The 26056-nt window shown below is 63.2% G+C and carries 22 protein-coding genes; 12 read left to right on the top strand and 10 right to left on the bottom strand.

What is annotated here, in order from left to right; all coding sequences use genetic code 11:
• Nucleotides 1-134: 134 nt before the first annotated feature.
• Both HWE04_RS04760 and HWE04_RS04755 read left to right on the top strand, forming a co-directional pair.
• Nucleotides 135-473: a zinc ribbon domain-containing protein YjdM gene (locus HWE04_RS04760; RefSeq protein ID WP_006463997.1), complete on the top strand. Its 339-nt coding sequence runs from the start codon at nucleotides 135-137 to the stop codon at nucleotides 471-473.
• 108 nt (nucleotides 474-581) lie between these two features.
• On the top strand, nucleotides 582-1589 hold the full coding sequence (locus HWE04_RS04755) for a bile acid:sodium symporter family protein (protein WP_241811675.1): 1008 nt from the start codon (nucleotides 582-584) through the stop codon (nucleotides 1587-1589).
• Between the two features lie 83 nt (nucleotides 1590-1672).
• On the opposite strand, the gene HWE04_RS04750 is transcribed toward HWE04_RS04755, so the two are convergent.
• On the bottom strand, nucleotides 1673-2722 hold the full coding sequence (locus tag HWE04_RS04750) for an NADP(H)-dependent aldo-keto reductase (RefSeq protein ID WP_077236775.1): 1050 nt from the start codon (nucleotides 2720-2722) through the stop codon (nucleotides 1673-1675).
• A gap of 221 nt (nucleotides 2723-2943) precedes the next feature.
• Between HWE04_RS04750 and HWE04_RS04745 the strand changes: the two genes are divergently transcribed.
• Complete coding sequence (locus tag HWE04_RS04745; RefSeq protein WP_077236776.1) at nucleotides 2944-4227, top strand: MFS transporter; 1284 nt, start codon at nucleotides 2944-2946, stop codon at nucleotides 4225-4227.
• A 39-nt stretch (nucleotides 4228-4266) separates the two neighbouring features.
• Here the strand turns inward: HWE04_RS04745 and HWE04_RS04740 are convergent, their stop codons facing one another.
• Nucleotides 4267-7470, bottom strand: coding sequence for an EAL domain-containing protein (locus HWE04_RS04740; protein ID WP_241811674.1), 3204 nt, complete (start codon nucleotides 7468-7470; stop codon nucleotides 4267-4269).
• A gap of 783 nt (nucleotides 7471-8253) precedes the next feature.
• Between HWE04_RS04740 and HWE04_RS04735 the strand changes: the two genes are divergently transcribed.
• Both HWE04_RS04735 and fghA read left to right on the top strand, forming a co-directional pair.
• Entirely contained in the window at nucleotides 8254-9360 is a 1107-nt protein-coding gene (locus HWE04_RS04735; RefSeq protein ID WP_006463992.1) for an S-(hydroxymethyl)glutathione dehydrogenase/class III alcohol dehydrogenase, read from the top strand.
• Nucleotides 9361-9370: 10 nt separating this feature from the next.
• Complete coding sequence (gene fghA / locus HWE04_RS04730; protein WP_241811673.1) at nucleotides 9371-10219, top strand: S-formylglutathione hydrolase; 849 nt, start codon at nucleotides 9371-9373, stop codon at nucleotides 10217-10219.
• Between the two features lie 158 nt (nucleotides 10220-10377).
• Here fghA and HWE04_RS04725 read toward each other — a convergent pair whose 3' ends face one another.
• From HWE04_RS04725 to HWE04_RS04705, 5 genes are all read right to left on the bottom strand, one after another.
• Nucleotides 10378-10881, bottom strand: coding sequence for a hypothetical protein (locus HWE04_RS04725; protein WP_077236780.1), 504 nt, complete (start codon nucleotides 10879-10881; stop codon nucleotides 10378-10380).
• Nucleotides 10878-11516 carry a hypothetical protein gene (locus HWE04_RS04720; RefSeq protein ID WP_241811672.1) on the bottom strand — a complete coding sequence of 213 codons (639 nt, stop codon included), beginning with the start codon at nucleotides 11514-11516 and terminating at the stop codon, nucleotides 10878-10880. Before HWE04_RS04720 ends, HWE04_RS04725 begins: the two co-directional genes overlap by 4 nt.
• Complete coding sequence (locus HWE04_RS04715) at nucleotides 11513-12016, bottom strand: PAAR domain-containing protein (protein ID WP_077236782.1); 504 nt, start codon at nucleotides 12014-12016, stop codon at nucleotides 11513-11515. Before HWE04_RS04715 ends, HWE04_RS04720 begins: the two co-directional genes overlap by 4 nt.
• 209 nt (nucleotides 12017-12225) lie before the next feature.
• On the bottom strand, nucleotides 12226-13149 hold the full coding sequence (locus tag HWE04_RS04710) for a Gfo/Idh/MocA family protein (RefSeq protein ID WP_241811671.1): 924 nt from the start codon (nucleotides 13147-13149) through the stop codon (nucleotides 12226-12228).
• 44 nt (nucleotides 13150-13193) lie between these two features.
• Nucleotides 13194-14180 carry an aldo/keto reductase gene (locus HWE04_RS04705; RefSeq protein WP_241811670.1) on the bottom strand — a complete coding sequence of 329 codons (987 nt, stop codon included), beginning with the start codon at nucleotides 14178-14180 and terminating at the stop codon, nucleotides 13194-13196.
• A gap of 150 nt (nucleotides 14181-14330) precedes the next feature.
• Here HWE04_RS04705 and HWE04_RS04700 point away from each other — a divergent pair, with 150 nt between their 5' ends.
• Nucleotides 14331-15248 carry a LysR family transcriptional regulator gene (locus tag HWE04_RS04700; RefSeq protein ID WP_102662094.1) on the top strand — a complete coding sequence of 306 codons (918 nt, stop codon included), beginning with the start codon at nucleotides 14331-14333 and terminating at the stop codon, nucleotides 15246-15248.
• 28 nt (nucleotides 15249-15276) lie between these two features.
• On the opposite strand, the gene HWE04_RS04695 is transcribed toward HWE04_RS04700, so the two are convergent.
• The 3 genes from HWE04_RS04695 to HWE04_RS04685 all read right to left on the bottom strand — a co-directional run bounded on the left by HWE04_RS04695 (nucleotide 15277) and on the right by HWE04_RS04685 (nucleotide 19797).
• Nucleotides 15277-16851 carry a DHA2 family efflux MFS transporter permease subunit gene (locus HWE04_RS04695; protein ID WP_006463987.1) on the bottom strand — a complete coding sequence of 525 codons (1575 nt, stop codon included), beginning with the start codon at nucleotides 16849-16851 and terminating at the stop codon, nucleotides 15277-15279.
• Nucleotides 16852-16890: 39 nt separating this feature from the next.
• Nucleotides 16891-18123 (bottom strand): HlyD family secretion protein, encoded by a 1233-nt coding sequence (locus HWE04_RS04690; RefSeq protein ID WP_182992159.1) that lies wholly within the window; start codon nucleotides 18121-18123, stop codon nucleotides 16891-16893.
• Between the two features lie 156 nt (nucleotides 18124-18279).
• Nucleotides 18280-19797, bottom strand: coding sequence for an efflux transporter outer membrane subunit (locus HWE04_RS04685; RefSeq protein WP_241811669.1), 1518 nt, complete (start codon nucleotides 19795-19797; stop codon nucleotides 18280-18282).
• A gap of 263 nt (nucleotides 19798-20060) precedes the next feature.
• On the opposite strand from HWE04_RS04685, the gene HWE04_RS04680 reads away from it, so the two are divergent.
• The 6 genes from HWE04_RS04680 to HWE04_RS04655 all read left to right on the top strand — a co-directional run bounded on the left by HWE04_RS04680 (nucleotide 20061) and on the right by HWE04_RS04655 (nucleotide 26032).
• Entirely contained in the window at nucleotides 20061-20687 is a 627-nt protein-coding gene (locus HWE04_RS04680; RefSeq protein ID WP_039875728.1) for a TetR/AcrR family transcriptional regulator, read from the top strand.
• A gap of 268 nt (nucleotides 20688-20955) precedes the next feature.
• Complete coding sequence (locus HWE04_RS04675; protein WP_241811668.1) at nucleotides 20956-21546, top strand: methylamine utilization protein; 591 nt, start codon at nucleotides 20956-20958, stop codon at nucleotides 21544-21546.
• Between the two features lie 13 nt (nucleotides 21547-21559).
• Complete coding sequence (locus HWE04_RS04670) at nucleotides 21560-23977, top strand: putative bifunctional diguanylate cyclase/phosphodiesterase (protein WP_241811667.1); 2418 nt, start codon at nucleotides 21560-21562, stop codon at nucleotides 23975-23977.
• 61 nt (nucleotides 23978-24038) lie between these two features.
• Nucleotides 24039-25064, top strand: coding sequence for a DUF3034 family protein (locus HWE04_RS04665; RefSeq protein ID WP_241811666.1), 1026 nt, complete (start codon nucleotides 24039-24041; stop codon nucleotides 25062-25064).
• A gap of 18 nt (nucleotides 25065-25082) precedes the next feature.
• The gene (locus HWE04_RS04660; RefSeq protein ID WP_446719207.1) at nucleotides 25083-25520 is read left to right on the top strand and encodes a group I truncated hemoglobin; all 438 of its coding nucleotides are present in this window, start codon (nucleotides 25083-25085) and stop codon (nucleotides 25518-25520) included.
• A gap of 140 nt (nucleotides 25521-25660) precedes the next feature.
• On the top strand, nucleotides 25661-26032 hold the full coding sequence (locus tag HWE04_RS04655; RefSeq protein ID WP_102664705.1) for a COG4315 family predicted lipoprotein: 372 nt from the start codon (nucleotides 25661-25663) through the stop codon (nucleotides 26030-26032).
• Nucleotides 26033-26056 lie beyond the last annotated feature (24 nt).

Genomic DNA, 26056 nt, shown 5'->3' with positions numbered 1-26056 from the left:
AAGACGGCAGGTCTGCCCAGGCGGATCTGCCGTTTTTTTCGTGTTTTCGATGGCGAAGATGAGCAGGATCATGGTGTAGTTGGCGGTTGAAGCAGTACAATCGCTGCCTTTTCACGCTAATTGCCGGAGTTTTCATGAGCACCTTGCCCGCCTGTCCCCAATGCCAGTCCGAATTCACCTACGAGGACGGCAACCAGCTGGTCTGCCCGGAATGCGGCCATGAATGGAGCGCCCAGGCGACTCCCGCCGCCGAACAGGCCCGCGTCTGGCGCGATGCATCCGGCAACGTGCTGCAGGATGGCGATACGGTCACCGTCATCAAGGACCTGAAACTGAAGGGCGGTGGTGGCGTGGTCAAGATGGGGACCAAGGTCAAGAACATCCGCCTGGTCGAGGGCGACCACGATATCGACTGCAAGATCGACGGCTTCGGCTCCATGGGCCTGAAGACCGAATTCGTGCGCAAGGCCTGAGCCGCATCGCCTCCTGCGGTACTGCAAGGGACGGCGCCTCTCACGTAAAATGGCGGTTTGCCCGCGCCCCGGCACGGGTCATACCATTACAACAGAATCGATACCGCCATGGCCCGTCCCCGCTTCCTGCCCGACAACATGACCCTGATGCTGCTGGCCGTCGTGCTCACAGCATCCTTCCTTCCCTGTACCGGCCAGGTGGCCGAGGCCTTCGATGGCCTGACCACCTTCATGATCGGCCTGCTGTTCTTCATGCATGGCGCCAAGCTCTCGCGTGAGGCGGTGGTAGCCGGCTTCACCCACTGGAAGCTGCATGTGACGGTATTGCTCTGCACCTTCGCACTGTTTCCGCTGATCGGCCTGTTGTTGAAGCCCGTGCTGCTGCAGTTCATCACGCCCGAGCTGTACCTGGGCCTGCTGTTCCTGTGCGTGCTGCCTTCCACCGTACAGTCTTCCATCGCCTTTACCTCGGTGGCGCGCGGCAACGTGCCGGCGGCCATCTGCGCTGCCTCCGCCTCCAACCTGCTGGGCATTTTCCTCACGCCGCTATTAGTGGGCGTGCTGGTGGTGGCGCATGACAGCGGCGGACACTCCTCGCTGGATTCGATCCTGAAAATCGTTTATCAATTGTTGCTGCCCTTCGTAGCCGGCCAGATCGCCCGTCCCTGGATCGGCCGCTGGATCGAGCGCAACAAGTCCTGGCTCAAGTTCGTCGACCAGAGCTCCATCCTGCTGGTGGTCTACGTGGCCTTCAGCGAAGCCGTGGTGCAAGGGTTGTGGCACCAGGTGCCGGTGTCCATGCTGGTGGCGCTGCTGGTGATCAATGCCGTGCTGCTGGCCATCATCATGGGCATCACCACCTTCGGCAGCCGCCGCCTCGGGTTCAACAAGGAAGACGAGATCACCATCGTCTTCTGCGGCTCCAAGAAGAGCCTTGCCTCGGGCGTACCGATGGCCAAGGTGCTGTTCTCCAGCGGCGCCATCGGCATGGTGCTGCTGCCGGTGATGCTGTTCCACCAGATCCAGTTGATGGTGTGTGCGGTGATGGCGGCGCGCTACGGTGCCCGCGAGGAGCAGGTGCAAGCGGCCGTGGCCACTGAAAGCAGCGGCGACTGAAAATTGCTTGCTCGTTTGAGCGATGTGATGACACAAAAAAACCGGCGCGTCGCCGGTTTTTTGTTGCTCGCGCCAAGCAGGCGTCAGGGCGCCGGATTCGGCTGCGCGCGATGGATCGCCTCGATCCCTGCCAGCACTTCCTCACTCAACTCCAACTGGGCACTGTCGATATTGCTGCGCAGCTGGTCCAGCGTGGTGGCGCCAATGATGTTGGAGGTCAGGAAGGAACGGCTGTTCACATAGGCCAGAGCCATCTGCGCCGGGTCCAGGCCGTGCTTGCGGGCCAGGGCGACGTACTCGGCCGTGGCGCGTTCGGCTTGCGGATTGGTATAGCGCACAAAGCGCTCGAACAGCGTCAGGCGGCCTCCGGCAGGGCGGGCGCCGTCAAGATACTTGCCGCTCAACATGCCGAAGGCCAGCGGCGAATAGGCCAGCAGACCGACCTGTTCGCGATGGGCGAACTCGGCCAGGTTGATCTCGAAACTGCGGTTGAGCAGGTTGTAGGGATTCTGGATCGTGACAATGCGCTCCAGCCCGTGCTGCTCGGCCGCGCGCAGGAATTGAGCCACGCCCCAGGCGGTTTCGTTGGACAGGCCGATGGTGCGGATCTTGCCCGCCTTCACGAATTCGCTCAGGACCTTGAGCGTCTCCTCGACCGGTACCGTGCTCTCGTCGTCCACGTGCTGGTAGCCGAGCTGGCCGAAGCTGTTCACACTACGGTCCGGCCAGTGCAGCTGGTACAGGTCCACGTGATCCAGTTGCAGGCGCTCCAGGCTGCCATGCAAGGCCTCGGTCAAGCCCTTGCGGTCCAGGTTGTTGATGCCGCCGCGGATATGACGCGGGTTGTGCGGCTTGCGTGCCGGGCCGGTGCATTTGGTGGCGATGAGCAGACGGTCGCGCTGGCCGGACTTCTTGAGCCAGGTACCGAGATAGCGCTCGGTCAGGCCCTGCGTTTCCGGCTTGGGTGGCACCGGATACATCTCGGCGGCATCGATCAGGTTGATGCCGCGTTCAACGGCCAGATCGAGTTGCGAGTGGGCCTCGGCTTCGCTGTTCTGTTCACCCCAGGTCATGGTCCCCAGGGTGATCTGGCTGACCTTGATGTCGGTGCGGCCGAGTTGGCGGTACTGCATATTGGTTCTCCTTGTAATTGGCCGACTGCGGCGCCGACTTCAGCGTCGATCGCAGATGGGGGCCTGCTTCAGCCGGCGGGCGCGGGATCGGGTAGTATATCTGCGCCCGACCTGCCTTGCAGGGCAGGGCCGCAGCGGCGCCAAGACCGTCTGCGTGATGCCGGTGCAGCCGCTCACAGTCTGCTGTTCCGGTCCACATCGCCCAATCTCCACATCCAGACATGTCATCCACCAGTACCACCGAGCAGCCCGACCAGGCCGGCGACGACCAGCAGCCTTTGCGTCACCACACCCCCTTCAAATTGTTCTGGTGCGCCAGCGTGGCCTCCACCATCGCGCTGCAGATGCAGATCGTGGCGGTCGGCTGGCAGGTCTACCAGCTCACGCACAGCGCCTTCGACCTGGGTATCGTCGGACTGGTGCAGTTCATTCCCTCGCTGTTCCTGGTGTTCGTGGTCGGCCATGTGGCCGATCGCCATGACCGGCGCAATGTGGCCCGCATCAGCGCGCTGGTGGAGGCCCTGGCTGCGGCCACGCTGGCCTTGGGCAGCATCGGAGGCTGGCTCAATCGCGAGATGATCTTCGCCATCGTCGCCGTCATCGGTGCCGGTCGCGCATTCTCCAAGCCGACCATGTCGGCCCTGCTGCCCAGCCTGATGTCGCCCCGCGCCTTGCCGGGCGCGGTGGCCGGCTCGGCGTCGGCCACCCAGTTCGCCATCATCATCGGCCCGGCGCTGGGCGGCCTGCTCTACGTGGCCGGACCGGCCGTGGTGTACGCCAGCAGTTGCGCCCTGTTCGCCCTGTGCAGCCTGCTGCTGTCCTTGATCCGGCGACCCGCGTCAGCCACTGCATCTGCTGCGGCTGCCGCCAAGCCGACCGGTGCCAGCCTGTCATCGGTATTCGCCGGCCTGGCCTTCATTCGCAGTAAGCCGGCCATCTTCGGCGCCATTTCGCTGGACATGTTTGCCGTTCTGCTGGGCGGCGCCACCGCCTTGCTGCCGGTCTATGCCAATGACATCCTGCATACCGGTGCCGCCGGCCTGGGCCTGCTGCGCTCGGCGCCTGCGGCCGGTGCGCTGGTGGTGGCCCTGTGGCTGGCGCGCCGGCCCCTGGGCGGTCGCGTGGGCCGCACCATGTTCATTGCTGTCGCGGTGTTCGGGATGGCGACCATCGTCTTTGGCCTCTCACACTGGTTCCCGCTGTCGCTGGCCGCGCTGGCGGTGCTGGGCGCGGCCGACATGATCAGCGTGGTGGTGCGCTCGTCCTTCGTCCAGCTGGAGACACCGGACGCCATGCGCGGCCGGGTGTCGGCCGTCAATTCGGTCTTCATCGGCACCTCCAACCAGCTGGGGGAGTTCGAATCGGGGCTGACCGCAGCCTGGTTCGGTGCGGTGCCGGCGGTGCTGATCGGGGGCATCGGCACGGTGATCATCGTGCTGTTGTGGATTCGCCTGTTCCCCTCGCTGTACCAGGTCGACCGGCTCAGTTCGCGATCTTCGCAGTGAGGGCAGAGGCAAGAGCCGGGGGGAGGGCAGGGGCAGCGCTCAGGGCGGGCTGCCTTCGATGACCAGGGCCTGCGCCGCCTGCCGCAGCGCCTGCTGCTGCGTCAGCAGCATCTGCAGGAACTGCACATAGGGAACCGGCTTGCTGAAGTAATAGCCCTGGTATTCGTCCGAACCGAATTCGCGCAGAGCCTGCAACTGCTTTTCGGTCTCCACGCCTTCGGTCACCACCTTCAGGTTCAAGGCATGGCTCATGGCGATGATGGCCTGCACGATGGCGCTGCTGTTGGCGTCATCGGGGATGTCGTTGATGAAGGACTTGTCGATCTTCAGGGTATTGACCGGGAAGCGCTTCAGGTAAGCCAGTGACGAGTAGCCGGTGCCGAAGTCGTCGATGGAGATGGTGAAGCCCTCGGCGCGGATGCCATCCATGATGGCAATGGCCTGGTCGCGATTGTGCATCACCATGCTTTCGGTGATCTCGAATTCCAGGCAGGCCGGTGGTGTGCCGTGGCGCGCCACCACCGACTTGATGTCGTCGAGCAGGTGTTCGTCGCCGAACTGGCTGCCGGTGAGGTTGATGGAGATGCGTCCGCATTCCAGGTTGCGCTCCAGCATCAGGCCGATGTCGCGGCAGGCCACGTCCAGCACCTCCAGTCCGATCTGGTCGATCAGGCGCGTCTCTTCTGCCAGCGGGATGAATTCGCCCGGGGGCAACAGACCGCGTACCGGGTGCTGCCAGCGCACCAGCGCCTCGGCGCCGACGATGCTGCCGCTGGCCAGGTTGATCTTGGGCTGGTAGTGCACCACGAATTCGGCGCGCTCGATGGCGCGGCGCAGCTCGGCTTCCAGGGCGATGCGCTCCACCGTATTGGTGTTGACCTCGTCGGAGAAGAAGCGATAGTCGTCCTTGCCATGGTGCTTGGCACGGTACATGGCGATATCGGCGTTCTTGATCAGGGTCTGCGCATTGTCGCCATCGCCGGGATAGGTGGCGATGCCGATACTGGCCGACAGCATGGCTTCCTGGCCATCGATGATGAAGGGCTTGCGTGCCTCGGAGAGCAGCTTCTGCGCGATCTCGCCCAGTTGCAGCGGATCGTCGAAGTCATCCACCAGCACGATGAACTCGTCCCCGCCCACCCGGGCCAGGATGTCCAGTTCGCGCAGGCTGTTGCGGAAGCGCTGGGCGATTTCCTGCAGCACCGCCTCGCCAGCCTCGTGACCGAAGGTATCGTTGATGTTCTTGAAACGGTCCAGGTCCATCAGCAGCACCGCTACCATGCCATTGCGGTGTTCTGCGTGGGTGATGGCATTGGAAACGTGCTGGGTGCACAGGAAGCGGTTGGGCAGGCCCGTCAGTTCATCGTAGTGCGCCAGGTGGCGGATGCGTTCGTCGGCGCGACGGCTTTCGATGGCCACGCTGGCCAGGTCGGCCGCGATATTGGCCAGTTGCAGGTATTCATTGCTGGGGGCCTGGTTTTCCTTGAGCAGGGCGGCAAACACGCCCAGCAATTGCCCCTCTTTACCGATGATGGGCCAGGCGCCGCAGGAGGGATAGACCTCCACATCGATCAGCACCCGCAGGTGTTCGCTCACCGGATCGCGCGCGATATCCGTGACGATGCAGGGCCCGCGTCGCAGCGCCGCCTCCGCGCCGACGCCGCAACCGTGCCGGATCGGCATGCCCTGCAGCGCCCGCAACAGGCGGGGCGGATAACGCCGGCTCAAGACGGTGGTGAAATGCGAAGCCTGCTCGTTGACCAGCATCACGCAACTGGCGCCGTAGGGAATCTGGGCATCGGCAAAGCCGACGATTTCGTTGAGGATGCCATCCAGGTCTTCATCGGCCATGACCATGTGCAGCACCCGGTTCTGCTCGCTTTGCAGCAGTTCGGCGCGCTTGCGGGCACTGATGTCACGCAGGATGGCGAAGATCGCATAGCCGCGCTCGAACTCGGCCCGGTTCAGCGTGACGTCGGTGTGGATGATCTTGTTGCGTCGTACGGTCACCCACTCGAACTGCTGTGGCTGGCCGGAGAGCACGCGCCCGACCAGCTCATCGATATCCGGCTGCTCTGCCGTCCTGGCCTTTTGGCGTGAGAACAGGCCGACCTTGCGGCCGATGATGCGCTCCTTGTCCGGCACGCCGAAAAAGCGCAGTGCGGCGGCATTGCAGTCCAGGTAGCGCAGCTCCGACGAAATCAGCACGATGGGATCGCTGCCCTCCTCATAGAGTTTGCGATAGCGATATTCACTGGCCGACAATGCGTGGTCCAGGCGCCGCTGGTAGCGGTAGTAGACCAGGAAGGAAATCAGCGCGATCAGGATGAAACCGAGTATCCCCGTGGTCAGCAGGATGCGGTTCTCGGTACGGCTGCGCCAGGGCGCCAGCACGTCTTCCATGCGGCGCGCGTAGACCGCCACCAGCGACCACTTGTCCAGCCGCTTGTAGGAGAACAGCAGCGATTCGCCGGTCAGGTGGGAGATTTCCTCGAAGGCCCCTTCCTCGGCGCCGGCCCGGATGCGCCCCATGCTCTTGGCGTCGGCCAGGCTCACGTTCAGCCAGCGTTCCTCGTAGGGGGAGCGCAGCATCATCGAGCCGCTCTCCGAACGCAGCGAGACGATGGCCTCGAAGTTGGTGATGCGCTTGTAGAAATCGAAGAAGGTGGCGGCCCGCAATTCGGCCACCAGCAAGCCGATCGGCCGGGCGCTGCGATCGAACAGGTTCATCGCCACCGGCAACACCAGTTCGCGGTTGTAGCGGCTGCGCATGAGCTGGCCGACGAACAGGGTGGGGCGCGCCGGATTGCCGTCGACAAAGGTCAGCTTGCGATCCTCGGGAATGCTGGTGGTATCGAAGGCGCGCAGCGAACTGGCGCGGGTATTGCCGTTGCGATCCACATAACGCAGCACCATCACCGTAGGCAGGCGCTGCTGCATCTCCGAGAGCAGGTGGTACAGGGCCTGGTCGTCGTCCAGCAGGTCGGGGCCGGCACCCTGGATGTGCTCGGCGGTATTCCACAGCATCTTGTCGAGGTCGCCGAAGACGCGCTCGGCATGCTCTTGCACGCTGCGCACGGCGGCCATCGAACTGGCGCGTTCGGAATCGATGGTCAACTGCCGGTCCTGGCGGATTTCCCACCATGTCTGTACCACGATGAACGACCCGACGAAGCCGACGAACAGCAGCAAGGTCTTCAGGGTATACCCCGTGCGTCCCGGTGATTTGTTCTGTTTTCCCATGTGACCAACTATCACATCACCTGTCGTTAGGCAGCTTGGTGCTGCTCATCCATTCGTCCGACGCCTGCCGGACGACCGTTCGACAGCTCTCTCACGCAAGGCGCATTTTTCCTGCCGTTGACGTCCTGTGCCAAGCTGCTGGCACAACACATCGCCGCAGGCGGTCACCATAGTGACCGTTGCTTACGCCAAAATTACGTGGATGCCCCCACTTGCTGATACGAAGGATGACAGTATGCCATCCCGTCTGATGCTGCGCTTGATGCGTCTTGTCGTATTGCGTACAACCAGATGATGGTCGGCAGATGCGCATGGTTGGAACAGGGCCATCTGCGCTCGCTACCCTGGATGTCGTTATTGCTCCGGCCCTGCTCTTGCCTTGTCCTTGCTTGTCCCTGCCTTGCCCTGTCGTGCTTGAGGCGCTGCGGCGCGCTGGCCGTCCCCTGCTATCGTTTGTTTTGTAGCAACCTTAACCCAAGCCAAAGGCTTTGTCATTATCGTGGCGGCGATGCCGCAACGCGACAGCAGGTTTTTCATGTCAGGCGGAAATTTTCACTTGTTCTGACATCAAGATGACTCGTAAAAATTCAGTACCGCGATGCGGCAACTGCATTTTCGTTTGCAATGCGATAATACTGCGTCCGGGATCACAGCATCTCAGTACGCCAGTACCTCAGCAGCTGAGTGCAACCCTGATCGCCGCCGCAGTTGAGGCTGAGCAAGATGCACCCATCCCAGGTTACCTCCACGCATTCCCCATTACCAGATAAAGGACCCATCCCTATGAAGACAAGAGCAGCGGTAGCATGGCAGGCAGGCAAGCCCTTGACCATCGAGGAAGTCGAACTCGGCGGCCCCAAGGCCGGCGAAGTCCTGGTCGAGATCAAGGCCACCGGCATCTGCCATACCGACTACTACACGCTCTCCGGCGCCGACCCGGAGGGCATCTTCCCCGCCATCCTCGGCCATGAAGGCGCGGGCGTGGTGGTCGACGTCGGCCCGGGCGTGAAGTCGCTCAAGAAGGACGACCACGTCATCCCCCTGTACACCCCGGAATGCCGCGAGTGCAAGTTCTGCCTCTCGCAGAAGACCAACCTGTGCCAGGCCATCCGCGCCACCCAGGGCCGCGGCCTGATGCCCGACGCCACCAGCCGCTTCTCGCTGGACGGCAAGCCCCTGTTCCACTACATGGGCACCTCGACCTTCTCCAACTACATCGTGGTCCCGGAAATCGCCCTGGCCAAGATCCGTTCCGATGCCCCCTTCGACAAGGTCTGCTACATCGGCTGTGGCGTCACCACCGGTGTGGGCGCTGTGCTGTTCACCGCCAAGGTGGAGGCGGGTGCCAACGTGGTGGTGTTCGGCCTGGGCGGCATTGGCTTGAACGTGATCCAGGCAGCCAAGATGGTCGGCGCCAACAAGATCATCGGCGTGGACCTGAACCCGGCGCGTGAAGCCATGGCCCGCAAGTTCGGCATGACCGACTTCATCAATCCCAAGGACGTCCCCAACGTGGTCGATGCCATCATTGGTCTCACCGACGGCGGCGCCGACTACAGCTTCGAGTGCATCGGCAACACCACCACCATGCGCCAGTCGCTGGAGTGCTGCCACAAGGGCTGGGGTCAGTCCATCATCATCGGCGTGGCAGCAGCCGGCCAGGAAATCTCCACCCGTCCGTTCCAGCTGGTGACCGGCCGTGTCTGGAAGGGCTCGGCCTTCGGCGGCGCGCGCGGTCGTACTGACGTGCCCAAGATCGTCGACTGGTACATGGAAGGCAAGCTCAACATCGACGACCTGATCACGCACAAGCTGCCCCTGGAGCGCATCAACGAAGGCTTCGACCTGATGAAGAGCGGTGAATCGATCCGCTCTGTGGTCGAGTTCTGAGGAGCGCGCGATGCTGGAGAAACTCTCCGAGCACGGCTGTTTCGGCGGCGTGCAGGGCTATTACCGCCATGCCTCGCCGGCCATCGGCCTGGACATGCGGTTCTCGGTCTTCGTGCCACCGCAGGCCCGCACCGGCGGCAAGCTGCCGGTGCTGTTCTACCTGGCCGGACTGACCTGTACCGAAGAAACCTTCATGATCAAGGCTGGTGCGCAACGCGTCGCGGCCGAGCTGGGCATGATCCTGGTGAGCTCGGACACCAGCCCGCGCGGAGCAGGCGTTGCGGGTGAAAGCGACAGCTGGGATTTCGGCGTAGGGGCGGGTTTCTACCTCGACGCCACCCAGGCGCCGTGGGATCGGCATTACCGCATGGAGAGCTATGTGGTGGACGACCTGCGCCAGGCCGTGCTGGAGAATTTCCCGGCCGACCCGCAACGCATGGGCATCTTCGGCCATTCCATGGGTGGGCATGGCGCGCTCACGCTGGCCTTGCGTCATCGCGAGCTCTACCGCTCGGTCTCCGCCTTTGCGCCGATTGCGGCGCCACTGCACTGCCCCTGGGGCCAGAAGGCCTTCGGCAACTACCTCGGCCCGGATCAGGAAAGCTGGCAGCAGCATGACGCCAGCGAACTGATGCGCAAGCTCTACGCTCCCTTCCCGCAGGGCATCCTGATCGACCAGGGCCTGGCCGACAAATTCCTGCTGGAGCAACTGCTGCCAGAACGCATCGAGGCCGCCTGCCGCGAGGCTTCACAACCGTTGACGCTGCGCCGGCATGAGGGTTACGACCACGGGTATTACTTCATCCAGAGCTTTGTGGAAGATCATCTGCGCTTCCACCATCGCATCCTGACAGAGTAAATTCCGGCATGGCGCGTGATGGCGTTGAATGAAGTGGAGGGCTGACCGACAGGTCAGCCCTTTTTGTTTCAGGATGAGCAGAAGGAAAGACAAGCTCGTCAGGGACAGCCCGCTTGCTGGCAAATGTCGATGAGGGTCTGGCTGGGCAAGGATGAATTTCAGTCCACCAGACCATCGACGAAGAAGAGTCCTGCGTTCTTCCGCGTGTTCAGCAAATAGGCATATCTGACCTTCTGGAAGCTTCCGCTACGTCCGAGTCCATCGAAATGATCAGCTACGCAGAGATACTCCTCCCGGCCCTCTCGTATCAGAGACCAGCCCGCCAGCTCAAGACGGACTTCCGGTTTCTGCCTGGACCTGGTCTGCACCAACGTGGTGGACCTTCGGATAGGGTGAAGTCTTCCGTCATACAGGATGGCTCCGCCGCGCCGGGAGGTGGCGTAACCCACTTCCTTGCCGCGAAAGACGACGTACTCGGTCGAATAACCGGGCCGATAATCGGGCTGAAAGAAAATCTCGGTCGTTTCGATTTCTAGCTGCGAAATAGGTGGCAGCGCCTTCGCATGGAGGCAACTCTTGATGATGTTTTCCGACGGAACGGCGGCAGCTGAGACAGGATCTGAGATCGAGAGCAGAGAGAGTGAGAATAGAAGCAGCCTCACTTATGTTCCTTTGCCTTTGTGTATTTCAGATAATCTGGATTTTGCTTCCAAAAAATTGTTCCTCCGTGAGCCGCGGTCGATTGATAAATATGGTCGTACCGGTAGATTTCTTCCTTTTGAATGGAGGACTTCCCGTCTACAGTTTTTTTGGTTGTCTTGTATTTTATGACCAACTTCGAGGATTCCTTGAGGGAGTAGATGTTGTGTGAGGAGTGTGTAAATCGGATGCCATTCTTCACCTTGAAGTGTGTTTCATAGTTCTTTTTGATATCTGCTCCGTCCCAGAACCATGCGCCGTTTGATCTGTCTGGACCGTTCGCTAGCGCATTCTCCGCCGCTGCGACCGCAACCTTCATCGCCGGGTCTATCAGAACCTGTGCATCCGTGGCACCTTTGAATTTCTGAAATCGCGGGTTCCCGTCACCTACGACATAACTGAAACTCGACTCTCCACGAACCAATTCAGCCATTGACGAATAGCGTCGCGCATCCCGTTGTCTTTTTAGAATGCTGGCAAGCGCATACATCTCATCGGCGTTGTTCTGGGTAGATGATTCCCCATAAGCAATAGCGGCTAGAAGTCGGACCTCTGGATCGATGGGTTTCTGGTTTGTTTCTGTCGTCTTTTCGTTCATGGCTGCCCCCCTTCTTTGGCTAGCCATAGCACCATGCTTGAGTTTTCGCCGGTAAAGACTGTGCTCCTTCCTTCTGAGAAACTGGCCTGATGTGCCATGAGTTTCTCGTTTTGATACACGTCAAAGCGATAGCCTTCGATTGGAGTGCCATCTTCCCCCTCCAAGCTGTACCAGTGTTCGGTGATCTCGTCGCGAGATTCGTGTGGCGATTTCTGAGCGGTGGCTGCCCTGCTGCCGGTACCGATTCGAACGCTTGACTGGCTCGCTTGCAGTTCGGCGCCGCACGATGTCTTCATGCCCTCCACAGCGACGGGTTTGCCGAGGTAGCTGACGTTCTCTGCGCCTTGAACGATCGGGAAACTGCCCTTGCACTTTGGGCATAAGACCATATGGCCTACGCCGGCTGCGTTCTTGCCGAGCACATTGAGTGTCGCGAATCCCTCCAACACGGTGCCGCCGTGCGAAGTCGAGTCGCCCTTGCGAATGATGGCGTTTGCCATGATTTTCTCCATTCCGAAAAACGAAGAAAATAATCCGTGCCGTCAAATAGTCCCATCGCTAAACGACGATTTGTAGGGAGCGATCTGCGGCTCGTTCTTCCCGGGATCTATTTTTTGATTGCGTAACCGGCGGGCGGCAGACGAAAAAAACGGCCCAATCAGGGCCGTCGGTGCCGCGTTTGCAATGAGGTCAAGCCAAGAGGGCCATTTTAGACAAACGCATCCGTCACCACATGCTCCCCCAGCATGAAGGCATCGGCCACATGGCGCAGCGGTGCCACGTCCACATCCGAGGACTTGTTCCGGATCAGTTGGCAGAAATGGGCGTACAGCGAAGGATATTCGCCTTCCACCGGCAGCTCGCACGGCGCCTGGTCGATCCACAATTCATGCCCACCCTTCTTGAGATGCAGATGCGTGCTCGCGGTATCGATCACGATATCCCAGGTCTGCTCGCCAGTCTGGCGCCAGTCGAAGTCGGCTTGCACATCCGTCCCCAGGGCATCGGTGAAGGCCAGTCGCGCGGCGATCGGGGTCTGGCGGTTGGCCGGTACTTCCAGCGTGGCCTGCTTGAGGAACATGGCCTGCGGCAGGATCTCGGTGACGATGGACAAGGCATTGATGCCCGGATCGAACACGCCCAGGCCGCCCGGTTGCCAGATCCATTCCTGGTCGGGGTGCCAGTGGCGGACGTCTTCGCGCCAGATCACTTCGACCCGGCGCGGTGCATGCTGCCGCAGGTGGCGCTTGACTACCTGCACCGCCGGTGCGTGGCGCGAGTGCCAGCTGGCCAAGAGCGTTACGCCCTGTTCGGCCGCCAGCGCCTTGAGTGATTCGACTTCCGACAGCGTGGCGCCGGGCGGCTTTTCCAGGAACACATGCTTGCCGGCCATTAGCGCCTGGCGGGCCGCTTCATAGCGATACTGCGGTGGCATGCACAGCGAGATGGCATCGATCTGCGTGCCGGAATCCAGCATCTCGGCCATGGTCTTGAAGGCGGTCACGCCGTCGATGCTGTGGTTGCGGCTGGCCGTGGCGACCAGCTGGAAATCCGGGTTGCCGGCGATGGCCGGGGCGTGCTGGTCATAGACGATCTTGCCGACGCCGGCGATGGCGAGTTTGATGGGTGTCATGTTGTCCTTATGTTCTTGTAGGGGTGACGGGCAGGGGCCAAAGCTTACCAGCGTTGATGCACGTAGGGCGCGATGTCGTCCTGATAAAGCTGCCACAGCGCCTGCATCACGTCGGCCTGGATCGGCGGCAGTCCGCTGGCGGCGCTGTTGGATTGCGCCTGTTGCACGTTGCGCGCGCCGGGGATGACGGTGCTGATGCCGCTTTCCATGAGAATCCAGCGCAGCGCGAACTGCGCCATCGATACACCTTCCGGCACCAGCGCGCGAATCTTCTCGACGGCCGCCAGGGCGACCTCGTACGGCACGCCGGAGAAGGTCTCGCCGACATCGAAGGCTTCGCCATGGCGATTGAAGTGGCGGTGGTCATCGGCGGCAAAGGTGGTCTGCGCCGACATCTTGCCGGTCAAGAGGCCCGAGGCCAGCGGCACCCGGGCGATGACGGCGATGTCGCGGCGCTGCGCCTCATCCAGGAACAGCGACAGCGGACGCTGGCGGAAGATGTTGAAGATGATCTGGATCGATTTCACGTTCGGATATTCGATGGCCTTCAGGCCTTCTTCCACCTTCTCCACCGAAACGCCGTAGTGGGCGATCTTGCCGGCACTGACCAGGTCATCCAGATAGCCGAAGACTTCCTGCTGGTAATAGACTTCCGGCGGCGGGCAGTGCAGCTGCACCAGGTCCAGGCAATCCACTTCCAGGTTGCTGAGCGAGCGCTCGACGAAGGCGGTCAGGTTCTCCCGCGTGTAGCCGGCGGCGACATGGGGCGACAGCCGGCGTCCGGCCTTGGTGGCGACGAAGGGGCGCGGGCCACCACGTTCCTTGAGGACCTGGGCGATCAGTTGCTCGGAACGGCCATCGCCATAGACGTCGGCGGTATCGATGAACGTGACGCCGCTGTCCAGCGCCGCATGCAGGGCCGCCTTGGCGTCCTGGCTGGAGACGTCGCCCCAGGAGCCGCCGATGGCCCAGGCGCCGAATCCGATCTCCGATACTTCCGCACCGGTGCGGCCAAACGTTCTTGATTTCATGTTGCTCATCCTTTGCATGGGTTGTCCGGCCCGGGAGGGTCCGTGGGGGCGCCTGCGGGCGGTGAAACCGTATTTATACCCTGCGTCACGGCAGCGGGAGGATGGTTTAACATGCACATCATTAATTCATGAAGTGAATGGAGTTCATTCATGTCCTTGCTGGATCATGTGGATTTTTCGGATTTGCGGGTATTTGTCACGATCTTGCGGACCGGCAGCTTCAAGGCCGCTGCCATCCAGCTCGGCCTGACCCCCTCGGCCACCAGCCATGCCATGAAGCGGCTGGAGGAGCGGCTGTCCACCCGCCTGCTGTACCGCTCCAGCCGGGCGGTCTCGCCGACGGCGGCCGGCAGCGAACTGGCGCTACGCCTGGAGGAGGGTTTCGAGAAGATCGGTGCTGCGCTGGGTGTGCTGGAAAGCGCAGCGGCGGGGAGCCTGGGGGAGTTGCGCATCAATGTCTTTGCCGATGCCGCGCATCTGCTGATCGAGCCGGCCATCCCCGAGTTCGTCCGGCAATGCCCCAAAGTCAAGCTCACCGTGGTGGTGGATGACCGGCCCATCGACATCGTCAGCGAAGGTTATGACGCCGGCATCCGCTACGGACACTACGTGCCGGAAGGCATGGTGACCGCGCCCTTGACGCGCGCCCACCGCTGGGTGGCGGCCGCCTCGCCGGACTATCTGCAGCGCTGCGGCCGTCCGCAGACGCTGGAGGACCTGGCGCAGCATAACTGCCTGCAACTGCTGCTGGGGGACAATTCCAGCTACAAGTGGGAGTTCGGCCGTGGCAAGCACCAGCAGCGCATCCGCGTGCCGGGGCTGGTGACAATCAACAATACGGCGGCCACCATCGCCGCCGCCCGGGCCGGGGTCGGTATCGCCTACCTGCTGGAGGCCAGGATCAGGAAGGACATCGAAGAGGGGGCGCTGGAAGTGCTGCTGCCTGAATGGGCTGCACCCAGCGAGCCCTTCCACATGTACTACAGCAGCCGGCGCCATGCCCATCCGGCCTTGCGCAAGCTGATCGACATCATCCGCCTGCAGCATGGGCTGGCCCGGCTGCGCTAGCCGGGCTGCCCGGGCCAGGTGCCTTCGCCTAGTGCGCGGCCGAAGCTTCGGCCGCGCCGGCACCGCCCTTGGAGGGCTTGATGATCCAGATCAGCGGGATGATCACCAGGAAGATCACTGCCGACACAAAGAAGATGTCGTTGATGCCCAGCATGGCGGCCTGGAAGGTGATGGTCCGCTCCAGCATGGCGGCGCTCTGCTCGGCATTCAGACCCAGGGTGCTGCTGATGTTGTTGAGCGTTTCCTGCAGCCAGGGGCTGTAGGGCGTGGCATGCTCGGTCAGCTGCGCATGGTGCATGATGGTGCGGTTGTTCCAGGCGGTGGTGGAGATCGAGGTGCCGACCGCACCACAGAACACCCGCACGAAGGACGACAGCCCGGCGGCCGCCGGAATGCGTTCGGGCGGCAGGCCCGACAGCAGCAACACCGTCAGCGGCACGAAGAACATGGCCGTCGGGATGCCCTGCAGCAGCGTGGGCAGGATCACCGTCATCTGATCCACCTGCAGGTTGTAGCGCGAGCGCAGCCAGAACACGATGGCAAAGCCGATGAAGGACGCCGTGGCCACCTTGCGCGCATCCACCAGCGGCAGGAAACGGCCGATCAGCGGCATCAGGATCACCGCGAAAATCCCGATTGGCGCAGTCGACAGGCCCGAGTCGATGGAGCGGTAGCCCAGGTATTGCTGCAGCCACTGCGGCAGGATCACCAGGTTGCCGAAGAACACGCCATAGCCGATCGAAATGGCGATGGTGCCACCGGCGAAATTGCGCCGGCCGAACAGGCGCAGATCCACCACCGGGTGGTCATTGTTGAGTTCCCACACCACGAAGTAGGCAAAGGCCACCAGGGCAATGATGCCCAGCGTGACGATGGTGGGCGAGGCGAACCAGTCCAGGTCCTTGCCCTTGTCCAGCATGATCTGGAAGGCGGCCACCCAGGTCACCAGCAGTGCCAGCCCGATCTTGTCGATGGGCAGCTTGTGGATGGGCGTTTCGCGCGAACGGTAGATGGCCAGCGTGATTCCGGCTGCGATCAGGCCCACCGGGATGTTGATGTAGAAGATCCAGGGCCAGGTATAGCTGTCGGTGATCCAGCCGCCCAGCGCCGGCCCGGCCACCGGCGCCACCACGGCGGTCATGCCCCATAGCGCCAGGGCGAACGAGGCCCGCGACTTGGGGTAGGCCCCCAGCAGCAGCGATTGCGACAGCGGCACCATGGGGCCGGCCACCAGGCCTTGCAGCACGCGGGCGGCCAGCAGGATGGGCAGCGTGGGCGCCAGTCCGCACAGCCAGGACGCCACCACGAACAGCAGCACCGAGGTGACGAACAGGCGCACCGCGCCCAGCCGCTGGGTGAGCCAGCCGGTCAACGGGATCGAGATGGCGTTGGCGGCCGCGAAGGAGGTGATGACCCAGGTGCCTTCATCGACCGACACGCCCAGGTTGCCCGAGATGGTCGGAATGGCGACGTTGGCGATGGACGAGTCCAGCACGTTCATGAACACCGCCAGCGACACCGACAGGGTGCCCAGCACCAGGTTGGCGCCGGTCAGCGGTGGCGGTGGCGTGTAGGGTTTTGGGGGAGTAGGGCTGTTGGCCATGGGGCTCCGTCATTGTCCAGTGATTGCAGCGGCATGGTCTCAGGTATGCGGGACGGCAGCCGGCGTGGCCGCGGCCTTGCTCTTGCGGGCTTGCGGCAAACCACTGGCGTTGTCGCTGATGATGCGCTCGACGATGCTGTCGGCCTGCTTGCCCAGGTCGTCATAGACGTCGGTCTGGTAATTGGTCGGCACCGCTTCCAGCGCGCGGCCGTCGCCATGGATATCGACGGTGGCCGTGGTGGACAGGCCGATGCGCAGCGGATGGGCGCGCACCTGTTCCGGGTCCAGCGCGATGCGCACCGGTACGCGCTGCACCACCTTGATCCAGTTGCCGGTGGCGTTCTGCGCAGGCAGCAGCGAGAAGGCACCGCCGGTGCCGGCCGAGAAGCCGATCACGGTGCCCTTGTACTTGACGCTGGAGCCATAGACGTCGGCGATCACCTCCACCGGCTGGCCGATGCGGATGTGCTGCAACTGGCTTTCCTTGAAGTTGGCGTCGATCCAGATCTGTTCCAGCGGCACGATGGCCATCAGCGGGTTGCCGGCGGCGATGCGCTGGCCGACCTGCACCGAACGCTTTGAGACGAAGCCCGAGACCGGCGCCACGATATTGACGCGGGCGTAGTTCAGGTAGGCATTGCGCACGGCGGTGGCGGCCTGCAGCACGTTGGGGTGCTCGGTGACGCTGGTGTGGTCGGTCAGCGCGCGGTTGGCGGCGGCGGCGGCGCGTGCCTGGTCCAGGGCGGCGCTGGCACTCTTGACGGCATCACGGGCGTGCGAGACGTCTTCCTGCGAGACCGCGCCGGAAGCCAGGCCGGCCTGGCGGCGTTGCAGGTCTTCGCGAGCGCGGGCCAGGTTGGAGTCGGCGGCGGCGACGTTGGCGGCCAGGGTATCGTTGTTCAGGAACAGCTGGCGCGTCTGGCGCACCGCCTGGGCCAGTGCGGCCTGGGCCTGATCCAGGGCCAGCCTGGTGTCGGCGGCGTCCAGCGCCACCAGCGGCTGGCCGGCCTTGACGATCTGGGTGTCGTCGGCCTTTACGGCCACTACGGTGCCGCCCACCTGGGCGGAAATCTGCACCACATTGCCGCCGACATAGGCGTCGTCGGTTTCTTCGAAGAAGCGTGCATGCAGGAACCAGTACAGGAAGCAGGCGACCGCGATCACCAGCAGCAGCAGGGTCAGCAAAATCAATTGGCGTTTGCGCTTGCCATTGCCGTTTCCATTTGCATTGCCGTTGGCTGGCGCATTGTTTTGGGTGGTGCTGTCACTCATGGAGGACTCCGTTCTATCTTTTTGTAGGCGGTCAATCGGCGCGTCGCTGTTGCGGCACGCCGTCCCGGTGGTCGGCGGATCAGTGGAGAGACCGGCCACCAGGCTGGATTCAATGTCGGGATGTCATGCTGATCTCAGACCTATTTCGGGCCTGCTTCAGCGTTGCTGCTGTGGCTGCTGTTGCGGTTGACCATAGGCCAGCCCGGCCTGCTGGGCGTCGAAACCGCCACCCAGCGCCTTGTACAGTGCCACCTGCTGTTCGCGGCGCTGCGCCTGCAGCGCCACCATGGACTGGCGTTGACCCAGCACGGCGGTCTCGGCCGACAGCAGCGTCAGTTGCGAGACCAGTCCCAGGCGATAACGCTCGCGTGCCAGCTGGTAGGCGCGTTCGGCTGCTTGCAGGGCCTCGTCGCGAATCGGCAGTTGGCGCTCGGTCGAGTGGATCGCCGCGATCTGGCGTGCCACGTCGGCATAGGCATCGTTGAGCGCCTTGTTGTAGGTCGCCACGGCCAGCTCGTAGTTGGCGTATTCGCCCTTGAGTCCGGCCCGTAGCGCGCCGCCCTCGAAGATCGGCAGCGAGATGGCCGGTCCAAAGGCGATGCTCTTGCTGGCGGCCGTGAAGGGGTTGCTGTCGATCAGGCTGTCGAAGCCGATCATGGCCGAGAGGTTGATATCCGGGTAGAAGCGTGCCTTGGCCACGGTGATGCCCTGGCTGGCGGCTTCCACCTGCCAGCGTGCGGCCACGATGTCGGGACGGCGACCCATGAGGTTCAGCGGCAGGTCCGCCGGCAGGCCGGGCGTGGCCAGGTTCTGCAGGGAGGGCGGCGCCAGTTGCAGGCCGCGATCCGGCCCCTTTCCGCTCAAGGCGCCCAGTTGCTGGCGCAGCAGGATGATCTGGCCTTCGCTCTGCTCCAGCTGGGCGCGTGCCTCGGCGCTGCTGCTGCGCGACTGGTTGCGCTCGATCTGGCTATCCAGGCCGGTACGCACGCGATCGGCGGTGATCTTTTCCAGGGAAGTACGCTGATCGACCGTGCGCTGCAGGATATCGTGCAGCGCATACTGCGCCGCCAGCTGGCTGTAGACCGAGACGATGGAGGCGGTCAGGGCCAGGCGTGCTTCCTGTTCGCTGGCCTGGGCGGCTTTCTCGCTGGAGATGGCCTGTTCAAGGGCGGCATGGTTCTTGTTCCACAGGTCGAGCTCATAGCCGACGTTGAGACCGGCCTTCTTTTCGTTGTACCAGTTGCCGCCATACGGCGGCGGGTAGATCGAGGTGCTGGAGAACTGGTTGCGCGTGAACGAGGCCTGCGCATCCACGTTGGGCAGCAGCGGCGCGCCGCGCGATTCGGCCAGGGCGGTGGCCGCGCCGATGCGGGCACGCGCCTGCTGCAGGCTGGGGCTGGCGGCCAGGGCTTCTTCGATGAGGGCGTTCAACTGGGCGTCGCCGAACTGGCGCACCCAGTCGCTTCCCGGCCACTGGCCGTCGGACGCGCCGGGATTGGGATCCGACAGACTGCGCTGGGTCGCGAAATCGCGGGCCTGGGCGAGCTGTTTGTCACTGCCGATGCCCTCGAAGCTGGCACAACCTGACAAACCGAGCGCGCCCAGCAAGGCGGTCGCCACGACACGAGTGGCGATCGCCCGTGGCCGCAGCCCGGGCGACGTGATGCGTTTCATAGAATTCTCCACGAAGAGGTATTTGGCGATACGAGTTCTTTTGTGAGTTTTGCGACCCGCTGATGCCTGCCCAGCAGGCCACACGCATGGGATGCTGGCGGCGCTGGTTCAATCCGGTACCAAGCGCTCACCTGGATTTACGAGTACCATCCGGGGGCGGGGCGAGTAAAAACTCATTTTCCGTATTATACTTGGATATACGAACAATCACTCATGTTGTGAATTCGCGTCGGGGGCGGGCGAATTCCTTACCAAAGCTGCCAATGAAACTGCAACCCAGAAAAGAACCACGCCAGGCGCGTTCGCGGGCGATGGTCGATACCATCCTTGATGCCATGTCACGCGTGCTCGTCGAGCGCGGCTATGCCAAGACCAACACCAATCTCGTGGCCGAATCGGCCGGTATCAGCGTGGGCTCGCTGTACCAGTATTTCCCCAACAAGGACGCCTTGATCTTTGCCCTGCGCGAGCGCCACGTCTCGCGCATGCTGGGGCTGTTCGAGGATGTGGTGGCGCATATCGATGCCGCCGGCTCCCTGCGCGAAGACTTCGACAAGCTGATCGGCGCCCTGGTGGCGGCCCATCTGCTGGAGCCGGAACTGAACCGCATCCTGGAAGAGGAATTCCCGGCCTACAACCTGCCGGTGTCCAGCGAGATCCGCCAGCGTTTCTTCGAGGCCATCCGCCGCGTGCTGGAAAAGCACCGCAGCAGCATCACCACACCCGACCTGGATGTGGCGACCTTCGTCCTGCAGCGCATGTTGAAGGCGCTGATCAATGCCGTGGTCCTGACCGGTCCGGGAGGGCTGTCCGCAGGGAGCGTGCGTCCGGAAATTCTGCCGGCAGTGATCGGCTATCTGACTGCTCCAAGAGAAGATTCGCAGGCATAATCGTGAAGCTTGGTGAAGGTTCATGAGGGGACTGATCACCAGCAGGGCGATCATAAGGGGTGTTGGGTTGTCGGATTGCTGTCGGGCAACTCAGAAACTCCCCTATATGCAGCGCTAAGGGCTTCCGTATAGTGCAGGGTGAAGGGAAAAGCTTGCCGGATGCGCCATGGAGGTGGCGCGCCGGGTGGCCCCCGCCGTTACCCATTTTCCATCAAGCGATATGCAGAACAAGAACATACGCCGCAGGGCAGGGCAGCTCGTCAAGGTCATGGCATGTATCTGGGCCGCCACTACTGCCTGCGCAGCGCAGGCAGCGGTCTCGGTGCAGGTCCTCGATAGCGCCGGTCAGGTGGTTCCCAATGCCGTGGTCTATGCCGAACCGGCGGGCGGCGCCGCCGCACCCGCCAAGCCGCCGCGACAGGTCGAGATCGAGCAGAAGAACAAGACCTTCATCCCGCTGGTGACGGTGGTGCAGACCGGCACGCCCATCCTGTTCCCTAACCATGACAATATCCGGCACCACGTCTATTCGTTCTCGCCGGCCAAGACTTTCGAACTGAAGCTTTATTCCGGCGTACCCGGCAGCCCGGTGGTCTTCGACAAGGCGGGAACCGTGGTGCTGGGCTGCAATATCCATGACGAGATGGTGGCCTACGTGCAGGTGGTCAATACGCCGTATTTCGGCGTGACCGATCGCAGTGGCACGGTCAGGCTGGATGGCCTGGGCAATGGCCGCTACACGCTCAAGGCCTGGTATTTCACGATGGGCCCGAACCAGGCCGCCGTGCAACAGGCGCTGGAGGTCCAGGGCGACGGCAAGGCCGCCATCAAACTCAACGTCAAGGCGGTGCCGCTTTAGGGCGGCGCCGTGCATGGCAAATAAGGGAAACGGGGCAAGGGTGCGTCTTTACCGTCTGGAAAGCAAGATCGTTGCGCTGTTCATCATCCTCATCGTGGTGGTGCAACTGGCCGGCTTCGTGGCGATCCGTACCGCCATCGACCGCAACGCGCGCAGCGCCATCAGCGACGAACTGGTGATCGGTGAGCGCGTCTTCACGCGCCTGCTGGACCAGAACGCCCAGAAACTGACCCAGGGCGCAAGGCTGCTGGCGTCCGACTTCGGCTTCCGCCAGGCCATTGGCACCGACGACCATGACACCATCGGCTCGGTGCTGGCCAACCACGGGGCGCGCATCGGCGCTTCCATGGGCATGCTGATCGCCACCGACGGCACGATTCGCGCCTCGACCATGGAGTACCCCGACACCGACCTCCAGCGCAGCAGCCTGGAGCTGGTGCGCAAGGCCGACAAGGACAACGCCAACGGTGCCGCCGAGAGCGTGGTGGTGGGGGAGAGCCTGTTCCAGATCGTGGCCGTGCCGATCAAGGCGCCGGTCACCATCGCCTGGGTGGTCATGGGCTTCCCGGTGGATCGCGATCTGGTCAATGACATGCGCGCCCTCTCGCAGCTGCAGGTGTCCATCCTGGTTCGCCAGCGCGGGCGCCCTGACTGGGTGTCGGATGTATCGACCCTGGCCAAACCCGAGGCGCAGATGCTGCTGCACGAAGTGGGCGATGTGCGCGCCGCCGGCCCGGCCGATTTGCAGATCGACGGCAACCAGTATCGCGCCCGCATCCTGCCGCTGGCGCAGGCCAGCAACGGCCAGCAGGCGGTGGCGGTGTTGCAGCGTTCGGTCAGCGAAGCGGTGGCACCCTACCAGCGGCTGCAAGTGATCCTGCTGAGCATTACGGTATTGGGCGTGCTGGGTGCGGCGGTGGCCAGTGCCGTGATGGCACGGCGCATCACCAGCCCCCTGCGCGACCTGGCCAGCGTGGCCAAGCGCCTGGGCGCGGGTGACTACAGCGAAGGCCTGTATATCCGGCGCCAGGACGAGATCGGCCGCCTGGGCGCAGCCTTCGAAACCATGCGTGGCGAGATCGCCAAACGTGAACTGAAAATCAGCCGACTGGCCTACCAGGACCAGTTGACCGGCCTGCCCAACCGGGTGCAGTTCGCCGATCTGCTACGGGACGCCATCATCGACGGCGGGGAATCGGTGGGCGGTACCTGCCACATCCTGATGATGGACCTGGACCGCTTCCAGCAGGTCAACGATGTGCTGGGTCACCGCTTCGGCGACGACCTGCTGCGCCAGGTGGCGTCGCGCCTGACGGCCCAGCTGCTGTATCCGGGGGCCAAGGTGGCGCGCCTGGGCGGCGACGAATTTGCCATCCTGCTGCCCGGTGTGAACCTGGAAGGCGCGTTGGCGCAGGCGGCACATATCCTGCGGGCGCTTGAGCAACCCTTGTCCCTGCAGGAACAGACGGTGGATCTGGGCGCCGGCATCGGCATCGCCGGCTATCCGGCTCATGGGCGCAGCAGTGATGTCCTGCTCAGCCGCGTCGAGGTGGCGATGTACACCGCCAAGCGCAAGGGCAGCGGGGTGGTGGTCTACGACCCTGCCATCGACCGCAGCAGCCAGGAAAGCCTGTCGCTCCTTTCCGAGCTGCGCCGCGCACTGGAGCGCGACGAATTCATGCTCTATCTGCAGCCCAAGCTGGACCTGGCCTCCGGCGAAGTGTTCGGGGCCGAAGCGCTGGTGCGCTGGCTGCATCCGGAAAAGGGCTTCATCGGCCCGGACAATTTCATTCCCTTCGCCGAGACCACCGGTTTCATTCGCATGCTGACCGTCTGGATGATGGAAAAGGTCGCCAGCCTGTCGGCCGAGCTGCGTCGCAATGGCATTGCCCTGAAATTCTCGGTCAACCTCTCGACACGCGACCTGCTGGACCAGGAGTTGCCGGGCGTCTTCGCCGCCATCGTCGAGCGCCACGGACTCACGCCCGCCGCGCTCTGCCTGGAGATCACCGAGAGCGCCATCATGGACGACCCGGCGCGTGCCCAGAACACGCTGGACCGGCTGGCGGCCATGGGGTTTGCCTTGAGCATCGACGATTTCGGCACCGGTTATTCCTCGCTGGCCTACCTGAAGCGGCTGCCGGTGCGGGAGCTGAAGATCGACAAGTCCTTCGTCATGAAGATGGCGCAGGATCAGGACGATGCCAAGATCGTGCGCTCCACCATCGACCTGGGCCACAATCTGGGCCTGCGGGTGGTGGCCGAAGGGGTGGAGAGCGAAGAGGTGTGGTTCCTGCTGCGGCAGATGGGCTGCGATCAGGGACAAGGCTATTTCATGGGCAAGCCCATGCCGGTCGAGCGTTTCCTGGAATGGCTGCAGCAATGGCGCGCGCCGGAGGCGCTGGACCAGTCCGAAAACATGGCGGTATGAGCGGCGGCGAGGGGCCGCCAGCATCAATGACGGATCAGACAAGTGGGGCAGGGGGAGTGGGATGAAGAACACCATCAAGGGCGGCGCTCTGGCGCTGCTGACAACGCTCTCGGCACCTGGGCTGGCGCAGATGAGCGATGCCGAACGCGATGCCTGGGCGCTGGCCCAGCAGCAGAAGGCAGCCCGGGCCATGCGCGCCGGCGCGGCCACTGCAGCTGCACCCACGACGACCGGCGAGTCCACAGCGCCCACAGCACCCGACGATCGCCGCTGGATGCCCGACCTGGGCAAGCTCACCGCCACCGGTGGCGTGATCCAGGTGGAAGGTGCCGGTGGCGGTGGCCTCACGCCCTGGGCCCTGATCACCGGCTACGGGACCCGTGACAGCTATGGTGCCAATGCGCACTACACCTATCTGTCGACCCAGGATTACACCTTGAAGTCCTACGGCGTGGCCGTGGGCATCCTAGACCGTGTCGAACTCTCGCTGAACAAGCAGGAGCTCTATGGCAGCCTGGCGCCGCTGGCCGACCTCAAGATCAGCCAGGACATCGTCGGCATCAAGCTCAAGCTGGCCGGAGACGCGGTCTACGACCAGGACCGCTGGCTGCCGCAGGTTGCCGCCGGGGTCATGTTCAAGCACAACAATGGCATCGGCGGCCTGGGGGCGGTTACCAACGTCAAGCAACTGGGCGCAGCCAGCGATGCCGGCATCGACTATTACCTCGCCGCCACCAAGCTCCTGCTGCAGGAAAGCCTGCTGCTCAACGGCACGCTGCGCCTGACCAAGGCCAACCAGATGGGCCTGCTCGGCTTCGGCGGCGACCAGCGTGATCGCTACCAGGCCATGGGCGAGTTCTCGGCGGCCTACCTGATCAACCGCAAGCTGGCGCTGGGCGTGGAATACCGCATGAAGCCGCGCAACCTCGCAGCCGACCATGAGAAGGATTACTACGATGCCTTCCTGGCCTGGTTCCCCAGCAAGAACCTGTCGATGACCCTGGCCTACGTGGCGCTGGGCGACATCACCGTCTACAACCCCAAGCGGCAGCGCGGCGTCTATCTGTCGCTACAGGCCGGATTCTGAGCGCGAGGAGCAGCCATGATGAGACAGCAGATAACGCGCGTCGCCGCCGCCCTGGCCCTGGCCGGCACACTGGGCGCGGCCCAGGCACAGACGCCGCCGGACGACAGCCTCTACCGCGCCCTGGGCGGCTTGCCGGTGCTGCAGAAAGTAGTGGATGACTTCATGGCCAACATGCTGGCCGATCGGCGCATCAAGCATACGTTTGCCGAGTCCAATATCGAGCGCGTCAAGCAAAAGCTGGTGGAACAGTTCTGCCAGTTGAGCGGCGGCGGCTGCATCTACACGGGTGACCCCATGCGCGAAGTGCACCAGGGTCTCAAGCTCAGCAACGCCGACTTCAATGCCCTGGTGGAAGACCTGCAACTGGCCATGGACGCCAACGGCATCCCCTCGCACACCCAGAACCGGCTGCTGGCCCTGCTGGCACCGATGCAACGGGAGACCGTCAGCCGCTGATGGTGCGGCGCGGCACGGCTCAGGTAAAAATATTTTTGCAGGGACGGGAATAATGCAGGGGCCGGCCGCGTATACGTCGGCATGGGTATGGCATAACGCGTAACCCGTAACCTGTAAGCCCACCAAGAAAAGGAAATGACATGAGACTGCTCGCAAGTTCCCTGCTGGCCCTGGCCTGCGCCTCGGCATCCCTGACCGCCTCCGCCCAGAGTGCCGGCGTCAAGACCATGGACGGCATCCTGGTCGATGCCAAGGGCATGACCGTCTATACCTTCGACAAGGACACCGCCAATAGCGGCAAGAGCGTCTGCAATGGCCCTTGCGCCAAGCTGTGGCCGCCGGTGACACCCATGGGCATGCCCGCCGCGCCGTATTCCACCGTGACCCGCGACGACGGCAGCGCCCAGCTGGCCTATCAGGGCAAGCCGCTGTACCTGTATGAAGCCGACAAGAAGCCCGGTGAGCGCACCGGTGACAACTTCAAGGACATCTGGCACGTGGTCAAGCCCTGATCTGAGACACCAGGCATCGGGAGC

The sequence above is a fragment of the Herbaspirillum sp. C7C2 genome, from assembly GCF_022627865.1.
GTDB classification, from domain to species: domain Bacteria; phylum Pseudomonadota; class Gammaproteobacteria; order Burkholderiales; family Burkholderiaceae_D; genus Herbaspirillum; species Herbaspirillum frisingense.
This window is presented reverse-complemented; position numbering and strand designations above follow the sequence as displayed.

What these genes read in the sequence shown, in the direction of transcription:
- HWE04_RS04750 (WP_077236775.1), bottom strand. Translation starts at nt 2,722, where the DNA reads ATGCAGTACCGCCAACTCGGCCGCACCGACATCAAGGTCAGCCAGATC.
- HWE04_RS04680 (WP_039875728.1), top strand. Translation starts at nt 20,061, where the DNA reads ATGAAACTGCAACCCAGAAAAGAACCACGCCAGGCGCGTTCGCGGGCG.
- HWE04_RS04715 (WP_077236782.1), bottom strand. Translation starts at nt 12,016, where the DNA reads ATGGCAAACGCCATCATTCGCAAGGGCGACTCGACTTCGCACGGCGGC.
- HWE04_RS04760 (WP_006463997.1), top strand. Translation starts at nt 135, where the DNA reads ATGAGCACCTTGCCCGCCTGTCCCCAATGCCAGTCCGAATTCACCTAC.
- HWE04_RS04745 (WP_077236776.1), top strand. Translation starts at nt 2,944, where the DNA reads ATGTCATCCACCAGTACCACCGAGCAGCCCGACCAGGCCGGCGACGAC.
- HWE04_RS04670 (WP_241811667.1), top strand. Translation starts at nt 21,560, where the DNA reads ATGGCAAATAAGGGAAACGGGGCAAGGGTGCGTCTTTACCGTCTGGAA.
- HWE04_RS04685 (WP_241811669.1), bottom strand. Translation starts at nt 19,797, where the DNA reads ATGAAACGCATCACGTCGCCCGGGCTGCGGCCACGGGCGATCGCCACT.
- HWE04_RS04665 (WP_241811666.1), top strand. Translation starts at nt 24,039, where the DNA reads ATGAAGAACACCATCAAGGGCGGCGCTCTGGCGCTGCTGACAACGCTC.
- HWE04_RS04740 (WP_241811674.1), bottom strand. Translation starts at nt 7,470, where the DNA reads ATGGGAAAACAGAACAAATCACCGGGACGCACGGGGTATACCCTGAAG.
- HWE04_RS04660 (WP_446719207.1), top strand. Translation starts at nt 25,083, where the DNA reads ATGAGACAGCAGATAACGCGCGTCGCCGCCGCCCTGGCCCTGGCCGGC.
- HWE04_RS04690 (WP_182992159.1), bottom strand. Translation starts at nt 18,123, where the DNA reads ATGAGTGACAGCACCACCCAAAACAATGCGCCAGCCAACGGCAATGCA.
- HWE04_RS04755 (WP_241811675.1), top strand. Translation starts at nt 582, where the DNA reads ATGGCCCGTCCCCGCTTCCTGCCCGACAACATGACCCTGATGCTGCTG.
- HWE04_RS04700 (WP_102662094.1), top strand. Translation starts at nt 14,331, where the DNA reads ATGTCCTTGCTGGATCATGTGGATTTTTCGGATTTGCGGGTATTTGTC.
- HWE04_RS04710 (WP_241811671.1), bottom strand. Translation starts at nt 13,149, where the DNA reads ATGACACCCATCAAACTCGCCATCGCCGGCGTCGGCAAGATCGTCTAT.
- HWE04_RS04655 (WP_102664705.1), top strand. Translation starts at nt 25,661, where the DNA reads ATGAGACTGCTCGCAAGTTCCCTGCTGGCCCTGGCCTGCGCCTCGGCA.
- HWE04_RS04720 (WP_241811672.1), bottom strand. Translation starts at nt 11,516, where the DNA reads ATGAACGAAAAGACGACAGAAACAAACCAGAAACCCATCGATCCAGAG.
- fghA (WP_241811673.1), top strand. Translation starts at nt 9,371, where the DNA reads ATGCTGGAGAAACTCTCCGAGCACGGCTGTTTCGGCGGCGTGCAGGGC.
- HWE04_RS04735 (WP_006463992.1), top strand. Translation starts at nt 8,254, where the DNA reads ATGAAGACAAGAGCAGCGGTAGCATGGCAGGCAGGCAAGCCCTTGACC.
- HWE04_RS04705 (WP_241811670.1), bottom strand. Translation starts at nt 14,180, where the DNA reads ATGAAATCAAGAACGTTTGGCCGCACCGGTGCGGAAGTATCGGAGATC.
- HWE04_RS04695 (WP_006463987.1), bottom strand. Translation starts at nt 16,851, where the DNA reads ATGGCCAACAGCCCTACTCCCCCAAAACCCTACACGCCACCGCCACCG.
- HWE04_RS04675 (WP_241811668.1), top strand. Translation starts at nt 20,956, where the DNA reads ATGGCATGTATCTGGGCCGCCACTACTGCCTGCGCAGCGCAGGCAGCG.